The sequence below is a fragment of the Leucobacter sp. 1207-22 genome (assembly GCF_052850455.1).
Genome location: NZ_VXCR01000003.1, coordinates 187,968 through 206,406 on the forward strand (window position 1 = coordinate 187,968; position 18,439 = coordinate 206,406).

14 protein-coding genes and 2 tRNA genes are annotated in these 18,439 nt (G+C 60.3%); 12 read left to right on the forward strand and 4 right to left on the reverse strand.

Going from position 1 to position 18,439, the window contains the following annotated elements:
* The first annotated feature begins 144 nt into the window (after positions 1-144).
* The 3 genes from FW756_RS06605 to FW756_RS06615 all read left to right on the forward strand — a co-directional run bounded on the left by FW756_RS06605 (position 145) and on the right by FW756_RS06615 (position 5,212).
* Entirely contained in the window at positions 145-2,775 is a 2,631-nt protein-coding gene (locus FW756_RS06605; RefSeq protein ID WP_446429368.1) for a LuxR C-terminal-related transcriptional regulator, read from the forward strand.
* Between the two features lie 132 nt (positions 2,776-2,907).
* Positions 2,908-4,425, forward strand: a complete 1,518-nt coding sequence (locus FW756_RS06610; protein ID WP_446429369.1) for an LPXTG cell wall anchor domain-containing protein — start codon at positions 2,908-2,910, stop codon at positions 4,423-4,425.
* Positions 4,426-4,612: 187 nt separating this feature from the next.
* Positions 4,613-5,212, forward strand: coding sequence for a DUF6630 family protein (locus FW756_RS06615; protein ID WP_446429370.1), 600 nt, complete (start codon positions 4,613-4,615; stop codon positions 5,210-5,212).
* On the opposite strand, the gene FW756_RS06620 is transcribed toward FW756_RS06615, so the two are convergent.
* On the reverse strand, positions 5,201-5,989 hold the full coding sequence (locus FW756_RS06620) for an HAD-IIA family hydrolase (RefSeq protein WP_446429371.1): 789 nt from the start codon (positions 5,987-5,989) through the stop codon (positions 5,201-5,203). The two genes, FW756_RS06615 and FW756_RS06620, sit on opposite strands and share 12 nt — an antisense overlap.
* A gap of 167 nt (positions 5,990-6,156) precedes the next feature.
* Here FW756_RS06620 and pgm point away from each other — a divergent pair, with 167 nt between their 5' ends.
* Complete coding sequence (gene pgm / locus FW756_RS06625; RefSeq protein ID WP_446429663.1) at positions 6,157-7,791, forward strand: phosphoglucomutase (alpha-D-glucose-1,6-bisphosphate-dependent); 1,635 nt, start codon at positions 6,157-6,159, stop codon at positions 7,789-7,791.
* 26 nt (positions 7,792-7,817) lie between these two features.
* A complete protein-coding gene (pheA, locus tag FW756_RS06630; protein ID WP_446429372.1) occupies positions 7,818-8,771 on the forward strand; it encodes a prephenate dehydratase in 954 nt (317 codons plus the stop codon).
* Positions 8,772-8,830: 59 nt separating this feature from the next.
* Here pheA and FW756_RS06635 read toward each other — a convergent pair whose 3' ends face one another.
* Complete coding sequence (locus FW756_RS06635) at positions 8,831-9,829, reverse strand: diacylglycerol/lipid kinase family protein (RefSeq protein WP_446429373.1); 999 nt, start codon at positions 9,827-9,829, stop codon at positions 8,831-8,833.
* Positions 9,830-9,896: 67 nt separating this feature from the next.
* Here FW756_RS06635 and serS point away from each other — a divergent pair, with 67 nt between their 5' ends.
* From serS to FW756_RS06660, 5 genes are all read left to right on the forward strand, one after another.
* Positions 9,897-11,189, forward strand: a complete 1,293-nt coding sequence (serS, locus tag FW756_RS06640) for a serine--tRNA ligase (RefSeq protein ID WP_446429374.1) — start codon at positions 9,897-9,899, stop codon at positions 11,187-11,189.
* A 9-nt stretch (positions 11,190-11,198) separates the two neighbouring features.
* Complete coding sequence (locus FW756_RS06645; RefSeq protein ID WP_446429375.1) at positions 11,199-12,065, forward strand: HAD family hydrolase; 867 nt, start codon at positions 11,199-11,201, stop codon at positions 12,063-12,065.
* Between the two features lie 23 nt (positions 12,066-12,088).
* Positions 12,089-12,179, forward strand: a tRNA-Ser gene (locus FW756_RS06650).
* 455 nt (positions 12,180-12,634) lie between these two features.
* A complete protein-coding gene (locus FW756_RS06655; protein ID WP_446429376.1) occupies positions 12,635-13,918 on the forward strand; it encodes an LCP family protein in 1,284 nt (427 codons plus the stop codon).
* Positions 13,919-13,977: 59 nt separating this feature from the next.
* A tRNA-Ser gene (locus FW756_RS06660) sits at positions 13,978-14,069 on the forward strand.
* Between the two features lie 702 nt (positions 14,070-14,771).
* Here FW756_RS06660 and FW756_RS06665 read toward each other — a convergent pair.
* A complete protein-coding gene (locus tag FW756_RS06665; protein ID WP_446429377.1) occupies positions 14,772-16,061 on the reverse strand; it encodes a lipopolysaccharide biosynthesis protein in 1,290 nt (429 codons plus the stop codon).
* 128 nt (positions 16,062-16,189) lie between these two features.
* Positions 16,190-16,873 (reverse strand): hypothetical protein, encoded by a 684-nt coding sequence (locus FW756_RS06670; RefSeq protein WP_446429378.1) that lies wholly within the window; start codon positions 16,871-16,873, stop codon positions 16,190-16,192.
* A gap of 234 nt (positions 16,874-17,107) precedes the next feature.
* Between FW756_RS06670 and FW756_RS06675 the strand changes: the two genes are divergently transcribed.
* On the forward strand, positions 17,108-17,890 hold the full coding sequence (locus tag FW756_RS06675; protein ID WP_446429379.1) for a hypothetical protein: 783 nt from the start codon (positions 17,108-17,110) through the stop codon (positions 17,888-17,890).
* A gap of 111 nt (positions 17,891-18,001) precedes the next feature.
* Positions 18,002-18,247 carry a hypothetical protein gene (locus FW756_RS06680; RefSeq protein ID WP_446429380.1) on the forward strand — a complete coding sequence of 82 codons (246 nt, stop codon included), beginning with the start codon at positions 18,002-18,004 and terminating at the stop codon, positions 18,245-18,247.
* The last annotated feature ends 192 nt before the right edge of the window (positions 18,248-18,439 follow it).

The following is an 18,439-nucleotide window of genomic DNA, read 5'->3' on the forward strand; positions in this document are numbered from 1 at the left end:
CCCTTTTCTGTAGAACGCATGCAACGACAAGGCCGGTTCAATGCATGCGAATTGATCTAACTGACAGGTGTTGTCCTTCCGCTGGGCGATTTCAGCGCTGTGTGTCACTCTTGTGAACCACCAGACGCGTTTCGGAGGGGCCAAATGCGTGATCAGTACTTCCATCGCAAGGGGGCGACGGAGCGTCGTTTCCCGGCGATCGTGCCTGCGGCTGTCATTGCACCCGAACGGGTGCAGCGCCTGACCGAGGAGATCTCACAACCGAACGCGAGCGTGCTTCTGCTGGGTGAACAGGGCAGTGGCCGACTCCAGCTCGCGCAAGAGGTTGCGAATGCATTCGCGCAGCAGGCCGAGGAGCCCTGGCATGTCGTTGAACTCCCTCCGCCGCCACACGCTGGTCATATGTCGGTGTTCAGCATTGCGTTTCCAGAAATTGAATTGGGTGATGATGACCCCGACATTCGGGCGGTGAGAGTGGGCGACGCCCTGCGGCAGCTCGGACGCGTCGCGGCGGGCGAGCCGCTCCTGATCCTCGCTCCGAACGTTGATTTCTATCTCCCGATGGATATCGCCACGCTCATGTTGCTCCAGCGGTATCCCTTTGTTCGATGCATTGCAACGGCCTCGCGGATGACGGGTCCGCTCACCCGCTGGACCGCAGGCACAAACCTCGTGCGTTTACCGGTTCCGCCGCTGACCATTGACGAGGCTGACCGGATGCTCAGCGAGCTGCTCTCAGTGCCGCACATTGTCCCGTCGACCCTGCGGCGTTGGCATGCGGTGACCAGGGGTAATTCCTATCTGCTGCTGACGCTCGCGATTGAGGCTGAGTATCAGGGGCGCATGCGCTATTCCCGTGATGGGGCTTGGGTCAACGAAGCAGAAAACGCCCCTTTGCGTGGCATCGGGGAAACCGTGGCTGGGGTGTGTACCCCAGATGAGTGGGAGCTTCTCGAGCAGATTGCCCTGCTAGAACCGGTCTCAGAGGTCGTGCTGTTGCGTCGAATGCCAGCTGAATCGCTGAAAGCGTTGATCACGTATGGATTTGTGGCCTCGAGTACGCACCATCAAGCCGTCGACGCGCTTGAGGTGGCGCACCCGATGCTTGCTGACTCGATCCGCGCAGGTGTTCTGCCACAGCGCAGATACGAAGTGTATAGCGAGACGCTCGACATCTTGCAACAGGAATATGCAAAGTACGACCTGCTGCAATCACCGCAGCGCATGCTGCGGCTGGTGATGCTCAGTCTTGCGGTTGGCGTCGAGGTGCCAATCGCGTGGTTGTGGTCTGCGTTCGAATCAACGCGATACAGCGGCGAACGAATGTTGAGAATGCGGATCGCGCAGGAAGTGCTTGCGAGCGAGCAATCAACGGCAGAACAACGCATTGAATGCACGTTTGTGGTGATCAGCGTTGCTCGTCTTGTCGGCGACGTCGAAGCATATGCGAGCGTGATGGCTGCGGCAGGAGCTGTACTCGGTGGGGCGAGTGGCGAGACCGTGCTCACCGCACACACGGCAGCCCACATTGGCGCGGAGCTCGCACTGTGGGAGCTCATGCATCATGCTGATTCGAGCCGCGCCTTTGCCATGCTTGACAGCGCGGAAGCGGCGTCTGTGGCGGCCACCGGTGAAGGGTCGCACTATGTACGGGGCATGCGGGCGCTCATGCTTGCTTCTACCGGCAGGCTGCGGGAAGCCTTCGAAACGACCGAGCCTACTGCAATACGCGCAGGATCGGAGACGGCTGGCGCCGGAGCGTTGGGAAGTGCAGTTCGGGCATTGATTCTGACCCAGCGCGGTGAGTCTGGTGCTGCGGTCGAGGAAGCAACGGCGGTACGGGTGATGCACGGTGCGGGGCAGGCTAGCCGCACCGAATTGACGCAGTTGGTTGCGTTCGCTTGGGTACTCGCACTCGTCGCCCACAGTGACGTTGAGCGGGCACACGAGGCGCTTGCTGAAATGGAAGAGCGCGCACTGCGGTCAGGCGAGTACCTCGTGTTGCTCGGTGGATGTGCTGCGATCATCGCCATCGAAGAGGGCCGATGGGACGTCGCGCTTGGCGAAACCGAACGGTTGATCGACAGCATCAACGAGCGAGACATGTATGGCGTACTCCCGGTGGTGCACGCCATGCGCGCGTTTGCTGCCGCAGCTCTGGGTGATCAGCACATCGCTGAGCGTTCGATTGCTCTCGCAGAGCAAACGCGGCCGGGTCTCGGCCGCGCAGTTGGTGGAATTCGGCGGATCCTCCTGCTTCGTGCGCGGCAGTGGATGCGGGATCCGCTCATTGCCGAACACGCTCGACAGACGGCAGAGTGGGCACGCGACCAGCATCTGCCAGACACCGAACTGCAGGCACTCCATGTGGCAGTGTGCGAGCGTCGCACGGCCACGAGCGATGAACTGGAGCGGGCGATGCTACTCGCCGATGTCGTAGCAACCGCGAAGGGTGATGCGATGCTCGCGCACATCCGGTGCTTTGCGGCTGAGGGTCATGCAGCAGTACACGTTGACTCTGCAGAAGAGCGTCGCCTCGCAAGCCTTGGTGTGCACTTGCCGCCGCCGCCAACGGCTGACCTCACCTCACGTGAACGGGAGGTGATGCTGCTTGCGTCACTTGGCTATTCCAACAAGTTCATCGCGGATCGCCTGTACATCGCGCATCGTACGGTGGAGACCCACCTGGCCCGTGTGTTTCAAAAACTGGGTGTTACCAATCGCGACGAACTCGGCACTTGGGCGTCGAGGGAACGGTGGCGTCGTGACGAGTGAGTAACTTACGTGGTTTTCCACGATGTTTTCGAGACAAGTTGATACGTAATCTCCTTCACAAGATGACCGAAATCATGCGCAGGATCCCGACACGACCGAGACCTTGCGCTCGGTCTTGTGGAGGGAAAGATCATGAGCGCTCGACGACACGAACGGGACTCAGAACGAAGACTTGTCTGGCGAACGGTGCGACGCAGCATCATCGCTCTCCTTGGCGCCGGTGCACTGGCATTGGGGCCGGGAGCGCTCGCCGCATACGCGGTAGATGAGGGGGTGGATCAGGCTCCTTCTGCGCAAGCTGCAGCACCTGATGCCGGTGCTGACACCGGGGGTGGAACACCAGCGGATACGCCAGCTGAGCAGCCCGCACCCGAACCAGCTGCCCCCGCGGCAGAAGAGCCTGCTGCAGAAGAACCTGCTGAGCCTGCGCCCGCGGAGCCTGCGGTCGAGGCACCAGCGGAAGCGCCCACCGCCGACCCTGTTGCCCCCGCTGATCCGGTAGCGCCTCCTGCTGACGACGCTGAGGGTCCTGACGGTGCAGATTCGGGCGAGCCAGCGGCTCCAGCTGACGAGGCAAACGCTGCACGCACTGCAGCGCCTGCGGCATCGAAAACGCAGGAATCTGCAGAGCCAGCGGCGCGTGGTGGCAATGATGCGAACATCACCTATTGCCACTGGCGCGGGCAAGAAAATGGCTGGGCGAAGCCACTGACCTCAAACGCGAACAGCATCATTTCGCAGGGTCACACCTCCCACCAGGGAAATCGCGACATCATCCCGCCGTTCACTGTGACACAAGGACACCAAACCCTCACCTACCCGGGCTTGAACTGGGATGCAGAGGGGCAGGCGATTCTCGCAAACGGATGCCAGGAAGTTCCACCCGAGGTAGATCCACCAGCGATGGTGCTGGCGGCGACACCCGAGTGTCTTGATGCAGATACTTCGACGCAGGAAATGCTTGCGGTGACGCTCAGCAAGGTACTGTCACGGTCTGGTGTGAACATTGAAGTCACTGGCCCGAACGGCTTCACAAAGACGCTGAGCAACCTCGGCGACGGTACGACAACGTTCGCGCTGGGAGCGCCTGGCGAATACAATCTGACGCTGTTGCTCTCGAATGAGACCGTCAGCACGATGGAGCTCACCTTCGACTCCTGTGAGGAAGAGCCACCTGTCTATGAGGGTGAGACCCAGGTCTGTCACTTTATCTCTGACGAAGAAGGGTGGGAGAAGCGCACCGTGACCGGTGAAGAATTTGCCAACGGATACGCGCAAGACAATCCGCAATCGATCTTCAACGATTTCACCTTCACGGTTGACGGTGAAGAGGTCGCTGTTGTTGGGCAGCACTGGGACGCTGAGGGGCAAGCCTTCTTCGCCAATGACTGCCAAGAAGAGCCGCCGGTTGTAGATCCGCCAGTAGAGCCACCGGCCAAGCCAGGAGTCGTGACACCGACTCCGGTGGTCCAGGTCACCCCGGCTCCGAAGCCGATTGCGGTAGCTGAGACGAAACAGCTTGCCGTCACCGGTGACGACGGCAACATGTGGCTCGCGATGGTTGGCGCACTGCTGCTGGTCGGTGGCATCACCGTCCTCGCAGGGTACCGGTCACGTGGGAATGATTACCGGCCACACGGTCGACGGTAACCGCATATGAGTGGGTTCGGGCGACAGCCCGGACCCACTCGTGTGTGTGTGTGTGTGTACTTCGAGGCACCTTGCGTGACAAAGGACACCGCGGCATACGTAGTTTTCACGCAGATGCCGGTGGCGATGGGGAATGGACGGTCGCCCAACGCACTACTTCTGGCGAAACGTGAGTTAGTGTCACCACATGGGAATCTTCGACCGCTTCAAGAAACGTGCACCTGAGGCTGTGGCGCCAGTACAGCCGGTTGCGATCGAGGCGTCACCTGACATCGATTACACCCCACTCATTGAGATGGCAAAGATTATCAGTAACGGGGATGCAGCTGCGGTTGCTGACATCTCGCTCCTGGTGACTGACCCAGACGCATTCAGCGTTCGGCATCGGAGCTGGTTGAACGACTTCGGTTATGAGGAACATGTGGCGTTCAGCGATGTGGAAGTTCGCGATACCTTCGCCTACCGGCTTGCCGGGTACGAAACTCCGTTTGGGTTTGGCGCCTACATTGACTGGAAGGAAGCCCCGGAGGAAATCACCGCGCAACTCGACGTCGTACTGAAAAACCTCGGATACCCGGTTGATACCTCAAGCCTCAATCTCGAGAACGAGCACACCTGGGAAGCGCTCGTATTGATCGCGCGGCACCTCGAAGAGTCAGACCTGAAGCTTGCGATCCTCGATACTGAAAGCGACTGCTACCACCTGTATGTCGTCCCGACCGCGAGCTTCTTCCGGCTGGTGACGCTCGCTGCTTCGCTCGATATCAGGGTGCACTCAGCGGACTAGAAGATCCGCCACCGAATTCAGCACCTCATCTGGGCGGAACGGGAACTTTTCAATCTCAGCTGGATCCGAGATGCCGGTCATCACCAAGACCGTGTGCAGCCCGGCTTCCATGCCCGCGACGATGTCAGTATCCATGCGGTCACCGATCATTGCGGTGTTGTGCGAGTGCGCGCCAATCTTGTTGAGCGCGGATCGGAACATCATCGGGTTCGGCTTGCCAACGATGTATGGCTCCTTGCCGGTGGCCTTGGTGATGAGTGCCGTGATCGCGCCCGTTGCTGGCAGTGGCCCCTCGGGACTCGGCCCGGTTGCATCGGGGTTGGTTGCGATGAACCGCGCTCCGCTATTGATGAGGCGGATCGCCTTCGTGATTGCGTCAAATGAGTAGTTGCGCGTCTCGCCAACCACCACAAAATCGGGATCAGTTTCGGTCATGATGTAGCCAGCGTCGTGGAGCGCAGTCAGGATTCCTGCCTCGCCGATGACGAAGGCCGATCCGCCAGGCTTCTGCTGCTTGAGGAAGGCCGCGGTTGCGAGCGCGCTCGTCCAGATGCGATCTTCTGGAACATCGATGCCAGAAGCCGCGAGGCGGGCCGAGAGGTCACGCGCGGTGAAGATTGAGTTGTTGGTGAGCACCAGGTACGGCTGCTCAGTGTCGCGCCAGTGCTGCAGCAGCTCTGCAGCGCCGGGAATCGCGGCTTGTTCGTGTACGAGCACGCCGTCCATGTCAGTCAGCCAGCATTCGATGTTCTCGCGGTGCGTTGCCTGCGTGTTCATAGTGTTTACATTACGCCGGAAAGATGAACGAATGGCAAACGGCCACGGTGTGCGCTTTGTGGGCGCTCGTCTCACGGGTGCTCGTTCTCGCGGGTGTTCACTTCGCGGGTGCTCGCCTCGCCGGGCATGTGAACTTCGATGTCAGCGGGGGCTGGCAGACTAGCCGTATGCATGCACGAGCTGGCAAAGCCCCCATCGCAGCTGATCTCATTGAAGTTGAGGCGCTGCTGAGCGCCTACGCTGAGGTGACGCCTGACCCCGCAGTCGCGTCGCAGCGGGTGGCATTTGGCACCTCTGGTCATCGCGGCTCGGCGCTCAAAGCCTCGTTCAACGATGCTCACATTGCTGCGATCAGCCTCGCGATCGCAGAATACCGAGCGGAGCAGGGCATTACCGGGCCGCTCTACATCGGCGCTGACACGCACGCACTCTCGGCTGTCGCAGAGACGACCGCGCGTGAGGTGCTCGTTGCTGCTGGGGTACACGTGATCGCGTCGGCGGGTGAGGGCGATGCAGTGTTCGTCCCGACCCCGGCGTTGAGTCATGCGATCCTCACACACAATCGTGACCTCGCGGTCGATGACCCCGCGCGCGCTGACGGCATTGTGGTGACGCCGAGCCACAACCCGCCTGCTGACGGTGGTTTCAAGTACAACCCGCCGCACGGTGGCCCGGCCGACACCGACGCCACCGGGTGGATCGCAGCTCGTGCGAATGCACTTCTCGAATCGGGTGCTGAGATTGCGCGCGGCGACGCCGATGCCGTCGACCGCTATGACTTCCTTGGCGCATACGTCGAGAGCCTCGGCGAAGCGATCAACATGGCGGCTATTCGTGACGCTGGAGTGCAGTTTGCTGCGCATCCGCTTGGTGGAGCGAGCCAGGCCTACTGGGGCGCGATTGCCGAGCGCTACGAACTTGATCTCACCGTGCTTGGCCCAGGGGTCGATCCGCAGTGGGGCTTCTTGCACCTTGATTGGGACGGCAAGATCCGCATGGATCCATCATCAGCGCACGTCATGTCAACGGTCGAAGCGTTCCGTGATGACTTTGCGCTCGTGACCGGCAACGATGCCGACGCCGATCGACATGGCATCGTGACGCGTGACGCCGGTCTTATGAATCCAAACCACTTCCTCGCGGTTGCCATTGAATACCTGCTCGGGCACCGTCCTGAGTGGTCTGCTAGCGCTGGCATCGGCAAGACCCTGGTCTCTTCTGCGATGATCGACCGCGTTGTCGCGGCGCATGAGCGCACACTGCTCGAGGTGCCCGTCGGATTCAAGTGGTTTGTACCTGGCCTGTCAGACGGCACCGTCGTATTTGGTGGTGAAGAGAGCGCTGGCGCATCATTCTTGCGCTTTGACGGCACTCCTTGGAGCACTGACAAAGATGGCATCTTGCTCGCGCTTCTCGCGGCTGAGATTCAGGCGGTCACCGTTAAGTCGCCCTCTGAGCACTACCGTGATCTCGAGGCACGCTTTGGTTCCCCTGCGTACGCGCGCATCGACGCGGCAGCAACCCCTGCGCAGAAGGCCAAGCTTGCGAAGCTCAGCGCAGACGATGTCACCGCAACTGAGCTCGCTGGCGACCCCATCGTCGCAGTACTCACAGAGGCGCCGGGCAATGGCGCGAGCATCGGCGGCCTGAAGGTGCAGACCGAGCATGCGTGGTTCGCAGCGCGCCCGTCTGGCACGGAAGACGTCATGAAGATCTACGCTGAGTCGTTCCGCGGCGCAGCACACCTCGCAGAGGTGCAGCAGGCAGCACAGGCACTCGTAGGTCGAGTGCTGGGGGAATAACGCCCTGGGGCAATAAGCTGGTGGGCATGTCCTCGAACACCACCGCGCCCCTTCGTCGTTACTCGTACCTCGGCCCGGCCGGTACGTTTACCGAGGCTGCGCTCAAGCAGGTGCCAGAGGCAGTTGGTCAGCACTGGAATCCAGTTGCCAACCTGGGTGAGGCGCTGCAAGACGTCGTGAGTGGCGAGAGTGACGCGGCCATGATCGCGATCGAGAACTCGATCGACGGTGGCGTCACCGTTGCGCAAGATGCGCTCGCGACGATTCCCGGACTCCGCATCATTGGCGAGTACCTGGTCTCAGTGAACTTCGTGCTCGTCGTGCGGCCCGGTACCAAGCTCGAAGATGTGCGCGTTATCAGCGGCCACCCGGTTGCGTACGGGCAGTGCCGCGCGTGGCTCGACGAGCAGGTGCCAGCACACCAGCACATCCCAGCGCCGTCAAACGTGCAGGCGGTCGTTGACCTCTTCGAGTCGAACGCCAACATCGACGCTGCCATCGCGCCTCCCGGTATCGAAGACCACTACGACGTTTCGGTGCTTGCCTCGGGCCTTGCCGAGAATCCCGATGCGCAGACCCGCTTTGTGCTGGTGAGCAGTGTGCTGCCCGTCGCTGAACCCACCGGCACTGACAAGACGTCACTCATCGTCGAGCTGCCAGAAGACAAGTCGGGTGCGCTGTTGCTGCTGCTTGAACAGTTCGCGACGCGCGGCATCAACCTCACGCTGCTCGCCTCACGGCCTGTCGGCGATCGCATGGGACGCTACCGCTTTGTCATCGACGCAGAGGGCCACGTGAAAGATGAGCGAGTCGCAGACGCGATCCTCGGTGTGAAGCGTTTCAGCCCCCGCGTCGTGTTCCTCGGCTCATACCCGCGCGCAGATCGACTGCCAGCGTCATACGCTGCTGGGCACAGTGATGACTCGTTCCGAGCAGCACGCGAGTGGCTGAGCGATGTCGTTGAGGGGTCGCGCGCGTAACCTTGCGCGTCACGATGCGTGGCTTGACCTGCGCGGGGCTGAGGAATCAGCGCCCAGCGTTAGCCCTCGGCAACCCAAGCGGGGTCAACGCGCAGCACGAGTGAGCGCGGGTCGACCGATCCGCTCACCTGTACGGCAAGGCCGAAGTCATCGCCATCGAGCTGCACGGGCTCGGGGTGCGGAACCGACAGCGCATACTTTCGAGCAAGCGAATAGGTGACTGCGCGACGACCGCGGCCAAGGTCGATGATGCGACGGCCAAACCGGCTCTTGGAGAGCACGCCGTTTTCCAGGCCGATCTTGCGCCAAATGCTCAGCCAGCTGAAGGGGCCGAGTGGCTTCATCACGATCACGTCGAGCATGCCGTCGTCAAGCTTCGCATCGGGAATGAGGTGCACGCCGCCTGGGAGCAGACCGCAATTGCCGATCATGACGGTGAACACGCGAAGTGACTTCACCGCGCCCTGATCAAGCGAGTAGTGCACCTCGAGTGGCTTCTCCTTGACCATCGTGCGCACGCCAGCGTCGACGTACGCGAGCCAGCCAACCTTCTTCTTTAGGTCAGGGTTCGTGATTGAGATCGTGCGCGCATCGAGTCCCATGCCCGCGAGCACGAGGAAGACATGCTCCTCTTCTGACTCGTCGGGGCGCACAATGGTGAGCAGCCCGAGGTCGATGGGGCGATCCACGCCCTGGAACGCAGCGCGCACCACATTCTGCATGTCATCGAGTGGCGCACCGAGATTGCGTGCGAGCAGATTTCCCGTGCCCTGTGGCACGATCGTGAGCGGAACTTCGGTGCCGCGCATCCCCTCTGCCAGGGCGCGGATCGTGCCGTCACCGCCAGCACCAATCACCACGGCAGCGCCCTCGTCGACCGCGCGCCGGGCAGCACCGGTTCCCGCGTCAGCCTCTTCGGTCTCGTACCACCGGGTCGGGCCCCAGCCAGCGTCGGTCTCTGCGATCGACACCGCAATTCGTAGTGCGTCGACGTCGGTTTTGAACGGCTGGTACACCACTGCTGCGTGAGGGACAGGCTCGCTCTTCTCGCTCGACATGGCTACAAGAGTAGTAGGTTGTGCATCTTTCAAGCGGACGCCCGGCTGCAGGCTCTAAGCTTGGGGTGTGATCGATCCCGTACTTCTCCGCAACGATCCCGAGACCGTTAAGCGTTCCCAGCGAGCGCGTGGCAACGACGAATCGGTGGTTGATCGTGCCATCGAGGCAGATATTGCACGTCGTGCCGCACTGGCAGAGTTTGAGAGCCTCCGCGCTGCTCAGAAAGATGTCAGTGCCAAGGTCAAGACTGCAGCAAAGGAAGACAAGCCTGCCGCTGCTGCCGAGGCGAAAGAATTCGCCACCAAGGTCAAGGCCGCTGATGCTCGCTCGAAGGAGGCCGCAGAGGTTTTCGAAGCAGCCGCGATGGCAATTGAAAACCTGGTGATTGACGGTGTGCCTGAGGGTGGCGAAGAGAACTTCGTGACACTGCGCACGGTTGGCGAGATTCCCTCGTTCGACTTCGAACCCCGTGACCACCTCGAGCTCGGTGAGATGCTCGGTGCGATCGACATGCAGCGCGGTGCGAAGGTGTCTGGCGCTCGCTTCTACTTCTTGCGTGGCGTCGGTGCCCGTCTCGAGCTCGCGCTCATGAACCTCGCGCTCGACCGCGCACTTTCGCACGGTTTCACGCCGCTCATCACTCCGACGCTGGTCAAGCCGCAGATCATGCAGGGCACCGGCTTCCTTGGCGAGCACGCTGACGAGGTCTACCACCTACCGAATCAGGACCTGTACCTGACCGGCACGAGCGAGGTTGCGCTCGCTGGCTACCACTCAGACGAGATCATTGACCTCGAAGGTGGCCCACTGCGTTACGCCGGTTGGTCAACCTGCTACCGCAGCGAGGCAGGCTCACACGGTAAAGACACCCGTGGCATTCTGCGCGTGCACCAGTTCAACAAGCTTGAGATGTTCGTATACATCGACCCGAAGGACGCAGAGGCAGAGCACGACCGTCTCGTCGCGTGGCAGGAAGAGATGCTGCAGTCGCTCGGTCTCTCGTACCGCGTGATCGACGTTGCTGCGGGCGACCTCGGTTCGAGCGCGGCACGCAAGTTCGACATTGAGGCGTGGATCCCAACCCAGGGCACCTACCGCGAACTCACCTCGACGAGTAACTGCACGAGCTACCAGGCCCGTCGCCTGTCGACCCGCTACCGCACGGAGACCGGCAAGACCGCTCACGTTGCGACTTTGAACGGCACGCTCGCGACCACTCGCTGGCTTGTCGCAATTCTTGAAACTCACCAGCGCGCTGACGGCAGCGTGACGGTACCTGAGGTGCTTCGCCCGTACCTCGGTGGACTCGAAGTGTTCGAGCCCATCGCAGGCGCAGCAACCTCGGGAGACACCAACTAGGAGGAATCTTTGGCGGCATCGCTTCGCGCAGACGAACGACACCTCATTGCGCTCGATCTCGATGGCACCGTACTCGGTCACGAGATGCCAGGTGCAGATGATGACCCATCAGAAGGTCACATCTCGGAGGAACTGATCGAGGCGATCCGCGCCCTCCATAACGCCGGGCACCTGGTCGTTGTCGCGACCGGGCGCTCGGTGGACGCCACGCTGCCGATCGTCGAGCGCCTTGGCATCGCAGCAGAGTGGGTCATTGCGGCAAATGGTGCGGTGACGCTGAAGCGCGATCCGCTTGCGACGCGTGCGTACCGCCGCGAGATCGTTGAGGCGTTTGATCCGACTGAAGCGCTGTTGCGGATCCGACCCCACCTCTTCAACGCCCGCTACGCGGTCGAGCTTGCTGATGGCGGCTTCCTCTACACGCAGCAGATTCCTGCTGGCACGCTGCCGTCAGAGCAGAAGCAGGTGACGTTCGAGGAGCTGCTGCACGTCAATGCCTCGCGCGTTGTCGTCGTGTCGCCAAACGCGAATGTCGAAAAATTCTTTGAGACCGTCGAATCGCTCGGCCTTACGCACGTCTCGTACGTTGTCGGAACGACCTCGTGGCTCGACATCGCGCCAGCAGGTGTCACCAAAGCGAGCGCGCTTGAGGTCGTGCGTTCGCGCATGGATGTCAGTCAGGCACACGTATTTGCGGCCGGTGACGGTCGAAACGACATTGAAATGCTGCGCTGGGCTTCGCGACTTGGCGATGGCGTTGCGATGGGTCAGGCAAGCCCTGAGGTACAGGCCGCCGCGTCGCGCACGACCGCGTCAGTCTTCGATGACGGACTGCTTTTGGCGCTTCGTGAGCGTTTCCCGGTTCTCCTTGGCTAAAAAGTTTTGCTAAGCTCTTTCGCGGAGGGTTGTCCGAGCGGCCGAAGGAACTTGTCTTGAAAACAAGCAGGCGGTGATCCCGTCTCAGGAGTTCAAATCTCCTACCCTCCGCCACTGAAAGCCCCCGACTCGTAGTTCGCTACTTGAGTCGGGGGCTTTTGCGGTGGGTGCGCAGGGCTGATTCTGGTGGTGGGTGCGTAACACCGTGGTTTTGGTGCTCAACCCCGCGACACCGGCGCCCAACCCCGCGGCTTTGGCGCTCAGCCCCGCGAAACTGGCACTTTCTCTCGAGATTGCCGCTTTATGCCGGCAGAAAGACCTCTTTTCGGCGGGAAGCCCCTTTCTCGCGGATCCGCCGGCCGATCCGCCCACTGCCCACCAGCGGCCCGCCGCCGCCCGCCCGCCAGCGGCCCAGGCCAACGCCAGCACGAAAGACCGACCGCAATGCGGCGCAACCCTGAAAATTTCCTTGAGAGAAAAGGATCGCAGGAGTCCTCCAGCGTTTCGCGGTAGATTGGAAGCTTGAATATCGTCCGGCAACCGTCCGGCGTGTGGGAGGGAACTGCCTTATGGCAAGCAGCAAGGAACGAGACGCAGCACAGAGTGCGGGCGTCCGCCACGGCTCGCTGCGCCGTTCACGCACCTGGGTCAATGTGCTCCGCTCGATTACGGGCCTTGTCGTTGTGGTCGCTCTGAGCGGCATCGCGACAGTCTCGTACGCGCTGCTCAATGTTGCATCAGGCCTGCAGACTGTTGACCTGAAGTCAAAGGATGCCGTCGGTGCCGGAGACCAGTCGATCGATGGCGAAATCACGATGTTGCTCGTCGGCTCTGATACCCGCGAGGGGCAGGCCTACGACGACGGTGAGACCGGCGAGCTCAACGACGTGAACCTGCTGTTGCATGTCTCGGCGGATCACCAGAACGCGACAGTTGTCAGCTTCCCGCGTGACCTCATGTTGCCGATTCCCAGCTGCCCCGGACCTGACGGCGAACCCGACTACTACTCGGCGATGAGCGAGCAACAGCTGAACTCAACGCTTGGCTACGGTGGTTTGCCGTGCACAGTTCTGACGATTGAAGAACTCACTGGCATGGACATCCCTTACGCGGGGATTGTCACCTTCGACGGTGTTATTGCGATTTCGAACGCAGTGGGCGGCGTTGACGTCTGCCTCACTGCACCGCTTGAAGACGTCGAGAACACAGGTCTCGATCTGCCAGCGGGTATGAATACGCTGCAGGGTGACGAAGCGCTGCAGTTCCTCCGCACCCGCCACGGTGTTGGCGACGGTGGCGATCTTGGCCGCATCAACAACCAGCAGGTCTTCATGTCTGCGCTCATGCGTGAACTCAAGAGCTCAGACACGCTCTCGGATCCGCTGAAGGTATACGGCCTCGCGAAGGCTGGCGTTGAGAACCTCACGCTCTCGAGCAACATGGCCTCGGTGAACTTCATTCAGGCGATGGCTGGAACGGTGAAGGACATCGACCTTGAGCGCATGAACTTCGTGCAGTACCCCTCGCTTGACCACCCATACGAGTCGGGGCGCTTGACGCCAAACTACGAGCTTGCAGATGTGCTCTTCGAAACCATCAAGAGTGGCCAGCCGTTCGATGTGACCGGTAAGGGCCTCGTTGCGCAGGTTGAAGGTGAGACTGACGCTCCTCCTGCAGAGGAGGCCCCTGCAGAAGAAACGCCCGCTGACGCTCCCGCAGCAGAAGACTCTTCTGAATCTTCTGCTGGCGACGGCACCGCAGCGACAACACCTTCAGGCCCTGTTCAGCTGCCAGAATCCATCACCGGAGTGAAACCAGACAAACAAGTCTGTTCCGGCGGTAGTGGTTATTAGCGCGTCTGATTTCTCTATCCGGGGATTCACCCAGTAGGATTAGAGAGCTGTCCACGCATGGAGACGTGCCGGAGCGGCCGAACGGACTTCACTGCTAATGAAGGGTTCTTGTTAAAGGGAACCGGGGGTTCAAATCCCCCCGTCTCCGCCATAGCTGGATAGCAGAAATTCCCCCTGATCGTTGATTCGTCAACAATCAGGGGGAATTTTTTTGTCTGCGCTCATGAACTCGCCAGACCAGCAATGGGTCCCCTAGAAAGTAGCCAAGATTTCGTGCCGGTACTTGCTTGTTCTGTTCAGGATGAGACCCGACAGAACAAGTAACCAGCATCGATCCAGACTGCTCCGAGCGGCGCTGGTTGCAGGTTCTGATGAAAACCGACAAAGAAAAATGCGGTGTACGGGCGACATCACCCATACACCGCATTCTGGGATCTAGAAACTCTTTGGTCGAGCCTCACGAGGCCTAGTCTTGTTTAGTTCTTGATTCACGAACCCATCTGACAGCGTAGAAAACTGCACCTCCCAGTAGAACAAGCGCCGATACCAATATGATGTACGCGACGGGCCCGTGTTCCGCCCGATTGGCTCCGAAACACCCCATTACTGCACCAAATATCAGAGTGGCAATGCTCAGCGCGTACCTGTGACCACGGGGCTTCGAGGTGGGAGCGGTTTTCATGTGTATACACCTCACTTACTTGAGCTCAATTGCGGTACACAAGCAGGCTAGAAAAACACAACAACGATCGCGTGAGATGACCGGGTTAGCTGCTCAATACGCCTCATCCAAGGTGATCCCATTGGAGACGGGGAGGCTCAATCTCAGGCCTTTGAGGCGAGGGTCCCGCGGTTAGGCGTCCTTCGGTCCGGGCTGTTGATCAAAGCGTCGTGCGACCACAATCGCGACCACGATGTAGATGCACAGCATGACCGCCATCGCACCACCCATGACGAAGACTGCGGTCATGATCGAGTCACGCAGCAGCAGGATGACGGCGAACGGCACGGCCATGTAGAGCATCGAGAAGATCAGTGAGATGTGCTGGCGCTCAGTTACAACAAAGACCGTCGAGATCGGCGAAGTAATGAGGTTCATGAAGAGCCACGGCACGAGCGCCCGCGCAAAGTAGCCAGCATCGCCCCAATTGTTGCCGAGCAGAAGTGGGAACAGCCACGGTGACAGCACCCAAACGAGCGTAAACGGGAGCACACCGAACAGGGCAGACTTTTGGACGCTTGACCGCACCAACTTCAGCATGCTGCCGCGCTCTACGACAGAGAATCGTTGGAAGAAGACCTGTGCCAGCGCTGCACTAATCAAGGCAGCTGGGACTTCTACGAGTCTCCAAGCCACCGTGAACTGGCCATTTGCAGACAGCGAAATCGCCGAAATGAGAAGAGTGATGCCACTCATTCGCAAGGTGTCGATGAGCGCAGTGGGCGCGTTAAAGAGGGCCATGTTTCGGTATCGGCGCATGAGCCTCGCATGATCGTTGCGTGAGGGCTTGGGCCCCCCACGCAGTTCAGGGGTCTTTCTGTGCAGGGCAAACACTGAAACCACTTGGCCCAGCAACGTTCCGAGAATAAGGCCACCAAAACCAAGCGGCTTCACAAAGCCGAGTGCCAGCTGCGATGCAGCAGTCGTGCCACTCTGCAATACGCGATTCGTTGCGATTGCTTTGTACTGACGCTTTCTGTTGAGCCAGTAGCCCAAGATGCTGATCTCGGTCAGGGTGAATGCTGAAACTCCGGCCAATGTGAGCCAAGGAGCGATCATTGGCGCATTGATCAGCTTTGCGATCCACGGTGAGATCAAGATGATAACAACCGTGGCGACCATGCAAAGCACGAAAGAAACCCAGCGCGCCAACCTCGCCAGCGACTTTGCGGCGTCATCGCGCTCAGGCAGCATGATCGCCATGTCGTACTTCAACGTTGCGATCGCTACGATGATTGCGACCACGGAAGAAAAAGCCCCGACGAGACCCCAGTCCGCATCCGTATAAAAACGAGTGAGAACTGGCAGCGTGGCAAGAGCGATGACCTGTGCGAGCGCGGTGCCAGACATGAGCGTCAAGACGTTCTGCAAGAACGTGTTGCCCTGCAGGTAGGCTTTCCAGCTGCGCTTGGTTCGTTCCACGTGACTTCTACTTCTCTCCAATGAAAGTACGGACAGCTACCGCACGAATTTCAGCAGGCTTGGAGTTCATGAAAGACAACACGCTTTCTCCTTGGTTGCTTTCACCGAGGCGTACCCAGGCCAAGGCGTCAGTCGTTGCCGCAGGGCACTTCGATGTGTGACCCATCAGGGGCAAACGCGCCGCAGCTTGATCTGGGAGGGTCCCCAACTGTTCCGCCGAGCGGCGATTGGAGTGCCCCGAACACCTGAAGTGGCAAGAATACGAGAGCGAAAAGCGCCACCATGATGAGCGTGGCGCGCTCCAGATCCCTCTTGCCTGAGATGTGGATCGCCATGCCGAGACCCACTGAAGACATGATGAAGAGCGGAATGCTCGCGAAAAACATCATGAGAAAAGCTGTAGTGAGGGGCGAATCGCACACGCTCGCTGGCGCGCACGGGGAAGAAGCACGGTCAATAAAGCCGAGGATGAAGAAGAATGCGCCGCAGCTGACGACACCCATCAGCCCAAATAGGAATGCCTGCGAAGTTGAGTGCCTTGTGCTGAGCGCCGGTCCGAACAAAGTGATCAGCAGCGCAAAAATCGGAACTGGAACAGTCGTAAACACCAGGCCGATCGGTCCGACGAACTGGCCTCCCTGGCCCAGGGCGAGCGTTGACAGCAGGCTGAGCAGCGTCATGCCGGCCATCCCGACACCGAAGCAGGTGACCGCGGTACGCCAGCACATGCCCCATCTGCTGAGACCTTCCCACGCGCGCTCGCCCATTGGGGGTGACGCGATCTGGGACGTTTCGTTTGCGGCCCCGCTCATGACTTCACTCCAGGCAGAAGCTCAATGCCAGGGACTGCGAAGGTATGTATCCCGTTCGTGATGACTCCCTCATTTGCTTGGGCTCTCACACTAATACACTTTCAATTTCCAATGAACCTCGGAGCGCAATGTGTCCGAGGCAACAAGTCAGCGCGCATCTGAGTTCAATCGAAGGTCGCATACTATTGCTAGGTGCCCTCAGGCTGATGGTGCGTTCAACGTGAGGAGTCCGAAGTGAAGCAACATCGACGTTCAATGCTCGTCGGTGCCGCAGTCATCGTCGCGGCAATCGGACTGAGCGGTTGCGCAGCTTCGGAACAGCCCAAATCTGACGTGTCGGCAGCACCAGAATTGTCGCAGGAGGCTAGCGCGAAAGAAGCATCGGCTATCCGAGAGATCCCAGACAGCTGCTCTGCGCTTGAATTGCAGCCGAACGCGCAGTTCACTGGCGGCGACCTCGGTGTGTGTGTTGCGGACTCGCTCGCAAGCTTCGGCTCTGGCAAGATGCAGCTCACTGCCGACTCTTACGGTGTTGTCGAATTCACGTACGACCCCGAATACAGTTTCCAGGCCACGCTTGAGGGCGCTGGCGAGAGCACCAAGTTGGTCTTCCAAGATGGTGAGATGTGGATCGACGCTGGTGCGGGGCCGATTAAGGGAGACCTTGAATCAGACGATCCGCAGCAGCAACTCATCGGGGCGGCCGCTCAGATGTACCGCTACTACTCCGACCCCAAGCAAACTGAGGGGCTCATTGCAGCCCAGCCCGCGTGGCAGACCGACGCCGAACAGGCGCTTGTTTCGCTTCCTGATGGCAGCGACATTAACGCGTACCGCATCACGAGCGCTGATGAATTCACCTGGAACGGTTTTCCGGTGAGTGAGGCTATTCTCTGGTTTGCTCAAGACTGGACGCCGGTTGGAGTGCAGGCGACCGTGGCGTTTGGCGGAAACGCTGAGACCTACAGTCAGCAGTTCTATGATCTTGGGGTGCCGGTAACGATCCGCCCCCTCTAGCGGGACGCGTGGGCCCTGGCCGTGCTCTCGGGTAGGCTGGGAGATGTTTGAGGTCGGCGCATATTTGCCAACGGGCAAGGATCATATGCGGTAATGCGAATGTGAGTGATCGTGGCAGAGGGACAGAAATCTCGTGCTGGTAGCGAGCAGTCGTTAGATCGGCATGGTCGCCCGCTTCCGGTCGGTGGCGGAAAGCAGGCAGCAACCCGAAGCCGCATCGTTGCGGCAGTCGTGGTTATCGTGCTTGCGTTACTGGTTGGCGTCGGCGGGGTGCTGCTGCTTTCGCAGACCCCGGTGACGAATTCTGGGTCCTTCGGTGGGTTCGTGCCCACTCTCACTGTGGGTCTACTGCTGTAGTTTGCGGCTCACGCAGCTGCCGCTCTGAGCCGGCACTGCGAAGCCTTCGCGCAGCCTCTCTGCGCGAAGGCGTAATCTGCAGCACCCGGTTTGGGCGCGCGAGAACGTCACGTCTTGGCGAGTTGAGCGCTCGAATGCACCTCTGGCTCCATATACAGACTGGAGCCAATGTTGGCTTCCGTGGAACAACTA

Excerpts from the sequence above, each read along its gene's own strand:
- FW756_RS06605 (WP_446429368.1), top strand. The coding sequence starts at position 145 with ATGCGTGATCAGTACTTCCATCGCAAGGGGGCGACGGAGCGTCGTTTC.
- FW756_RS06610 (WP_446429369.1), top strand. The coding sequence starts at position 2,908 with ATGAGCGCTCGACGACACGAACGGGACTCAGAACGAAGACTTGTCTGG.
- FW756_RS06615 (WP_446429370.1), top strand. The coding sequence starts at position 4,613 with ATGGGAATCTTCGACCGCTTCAAGAAACGTGCACCTGAGGCTGTGGCG.
- FW756_RS06620 (WP_446429371.1), bottom strand. The coding sequence starts at position 5,989 with ATGAACACGCAGGCAACGCACCGCGAGAACATCGAATGCTGGCTGACT.
- pgm (WP_446429663.1), top strand. The coding sequence starts at position 6,157 with ATGCATGCACGAGCTGGCAAAGCCCCCATCGCAGCTGATCTCATTGAA.
- pheA (WP_446429372.1), top strand. The coding sequence starts at position 7,818 with ATGTCCTCGAACACCACCGCGCCCCTTCGTCGTTACTCGTACCTCGGC.
- FW756_RS06635 (WP_446429373.1), bottom strand. The coding sequence starts at position 9,829 with ATGTCGAGCGAGAAGAGCGAGCCTGTCCCTCACGCAGCAGTGGTGTAC.
- FW756_RS06655 (WP_446429376.1), top strand. The coding sequence starts at position 12,635 with ATGGCAAGCAGCAAGGAACGAGACGCAGCACAGAGTGCGGGCGTCCGC.
- FW756_RS06670 (WP_446429378.1), bottom strand. The coding sequence starts at position 16,873 with ATGAGCGGGGCCGCAAACGAAACGTCCCAGATCGCGTCACCCCCAATG.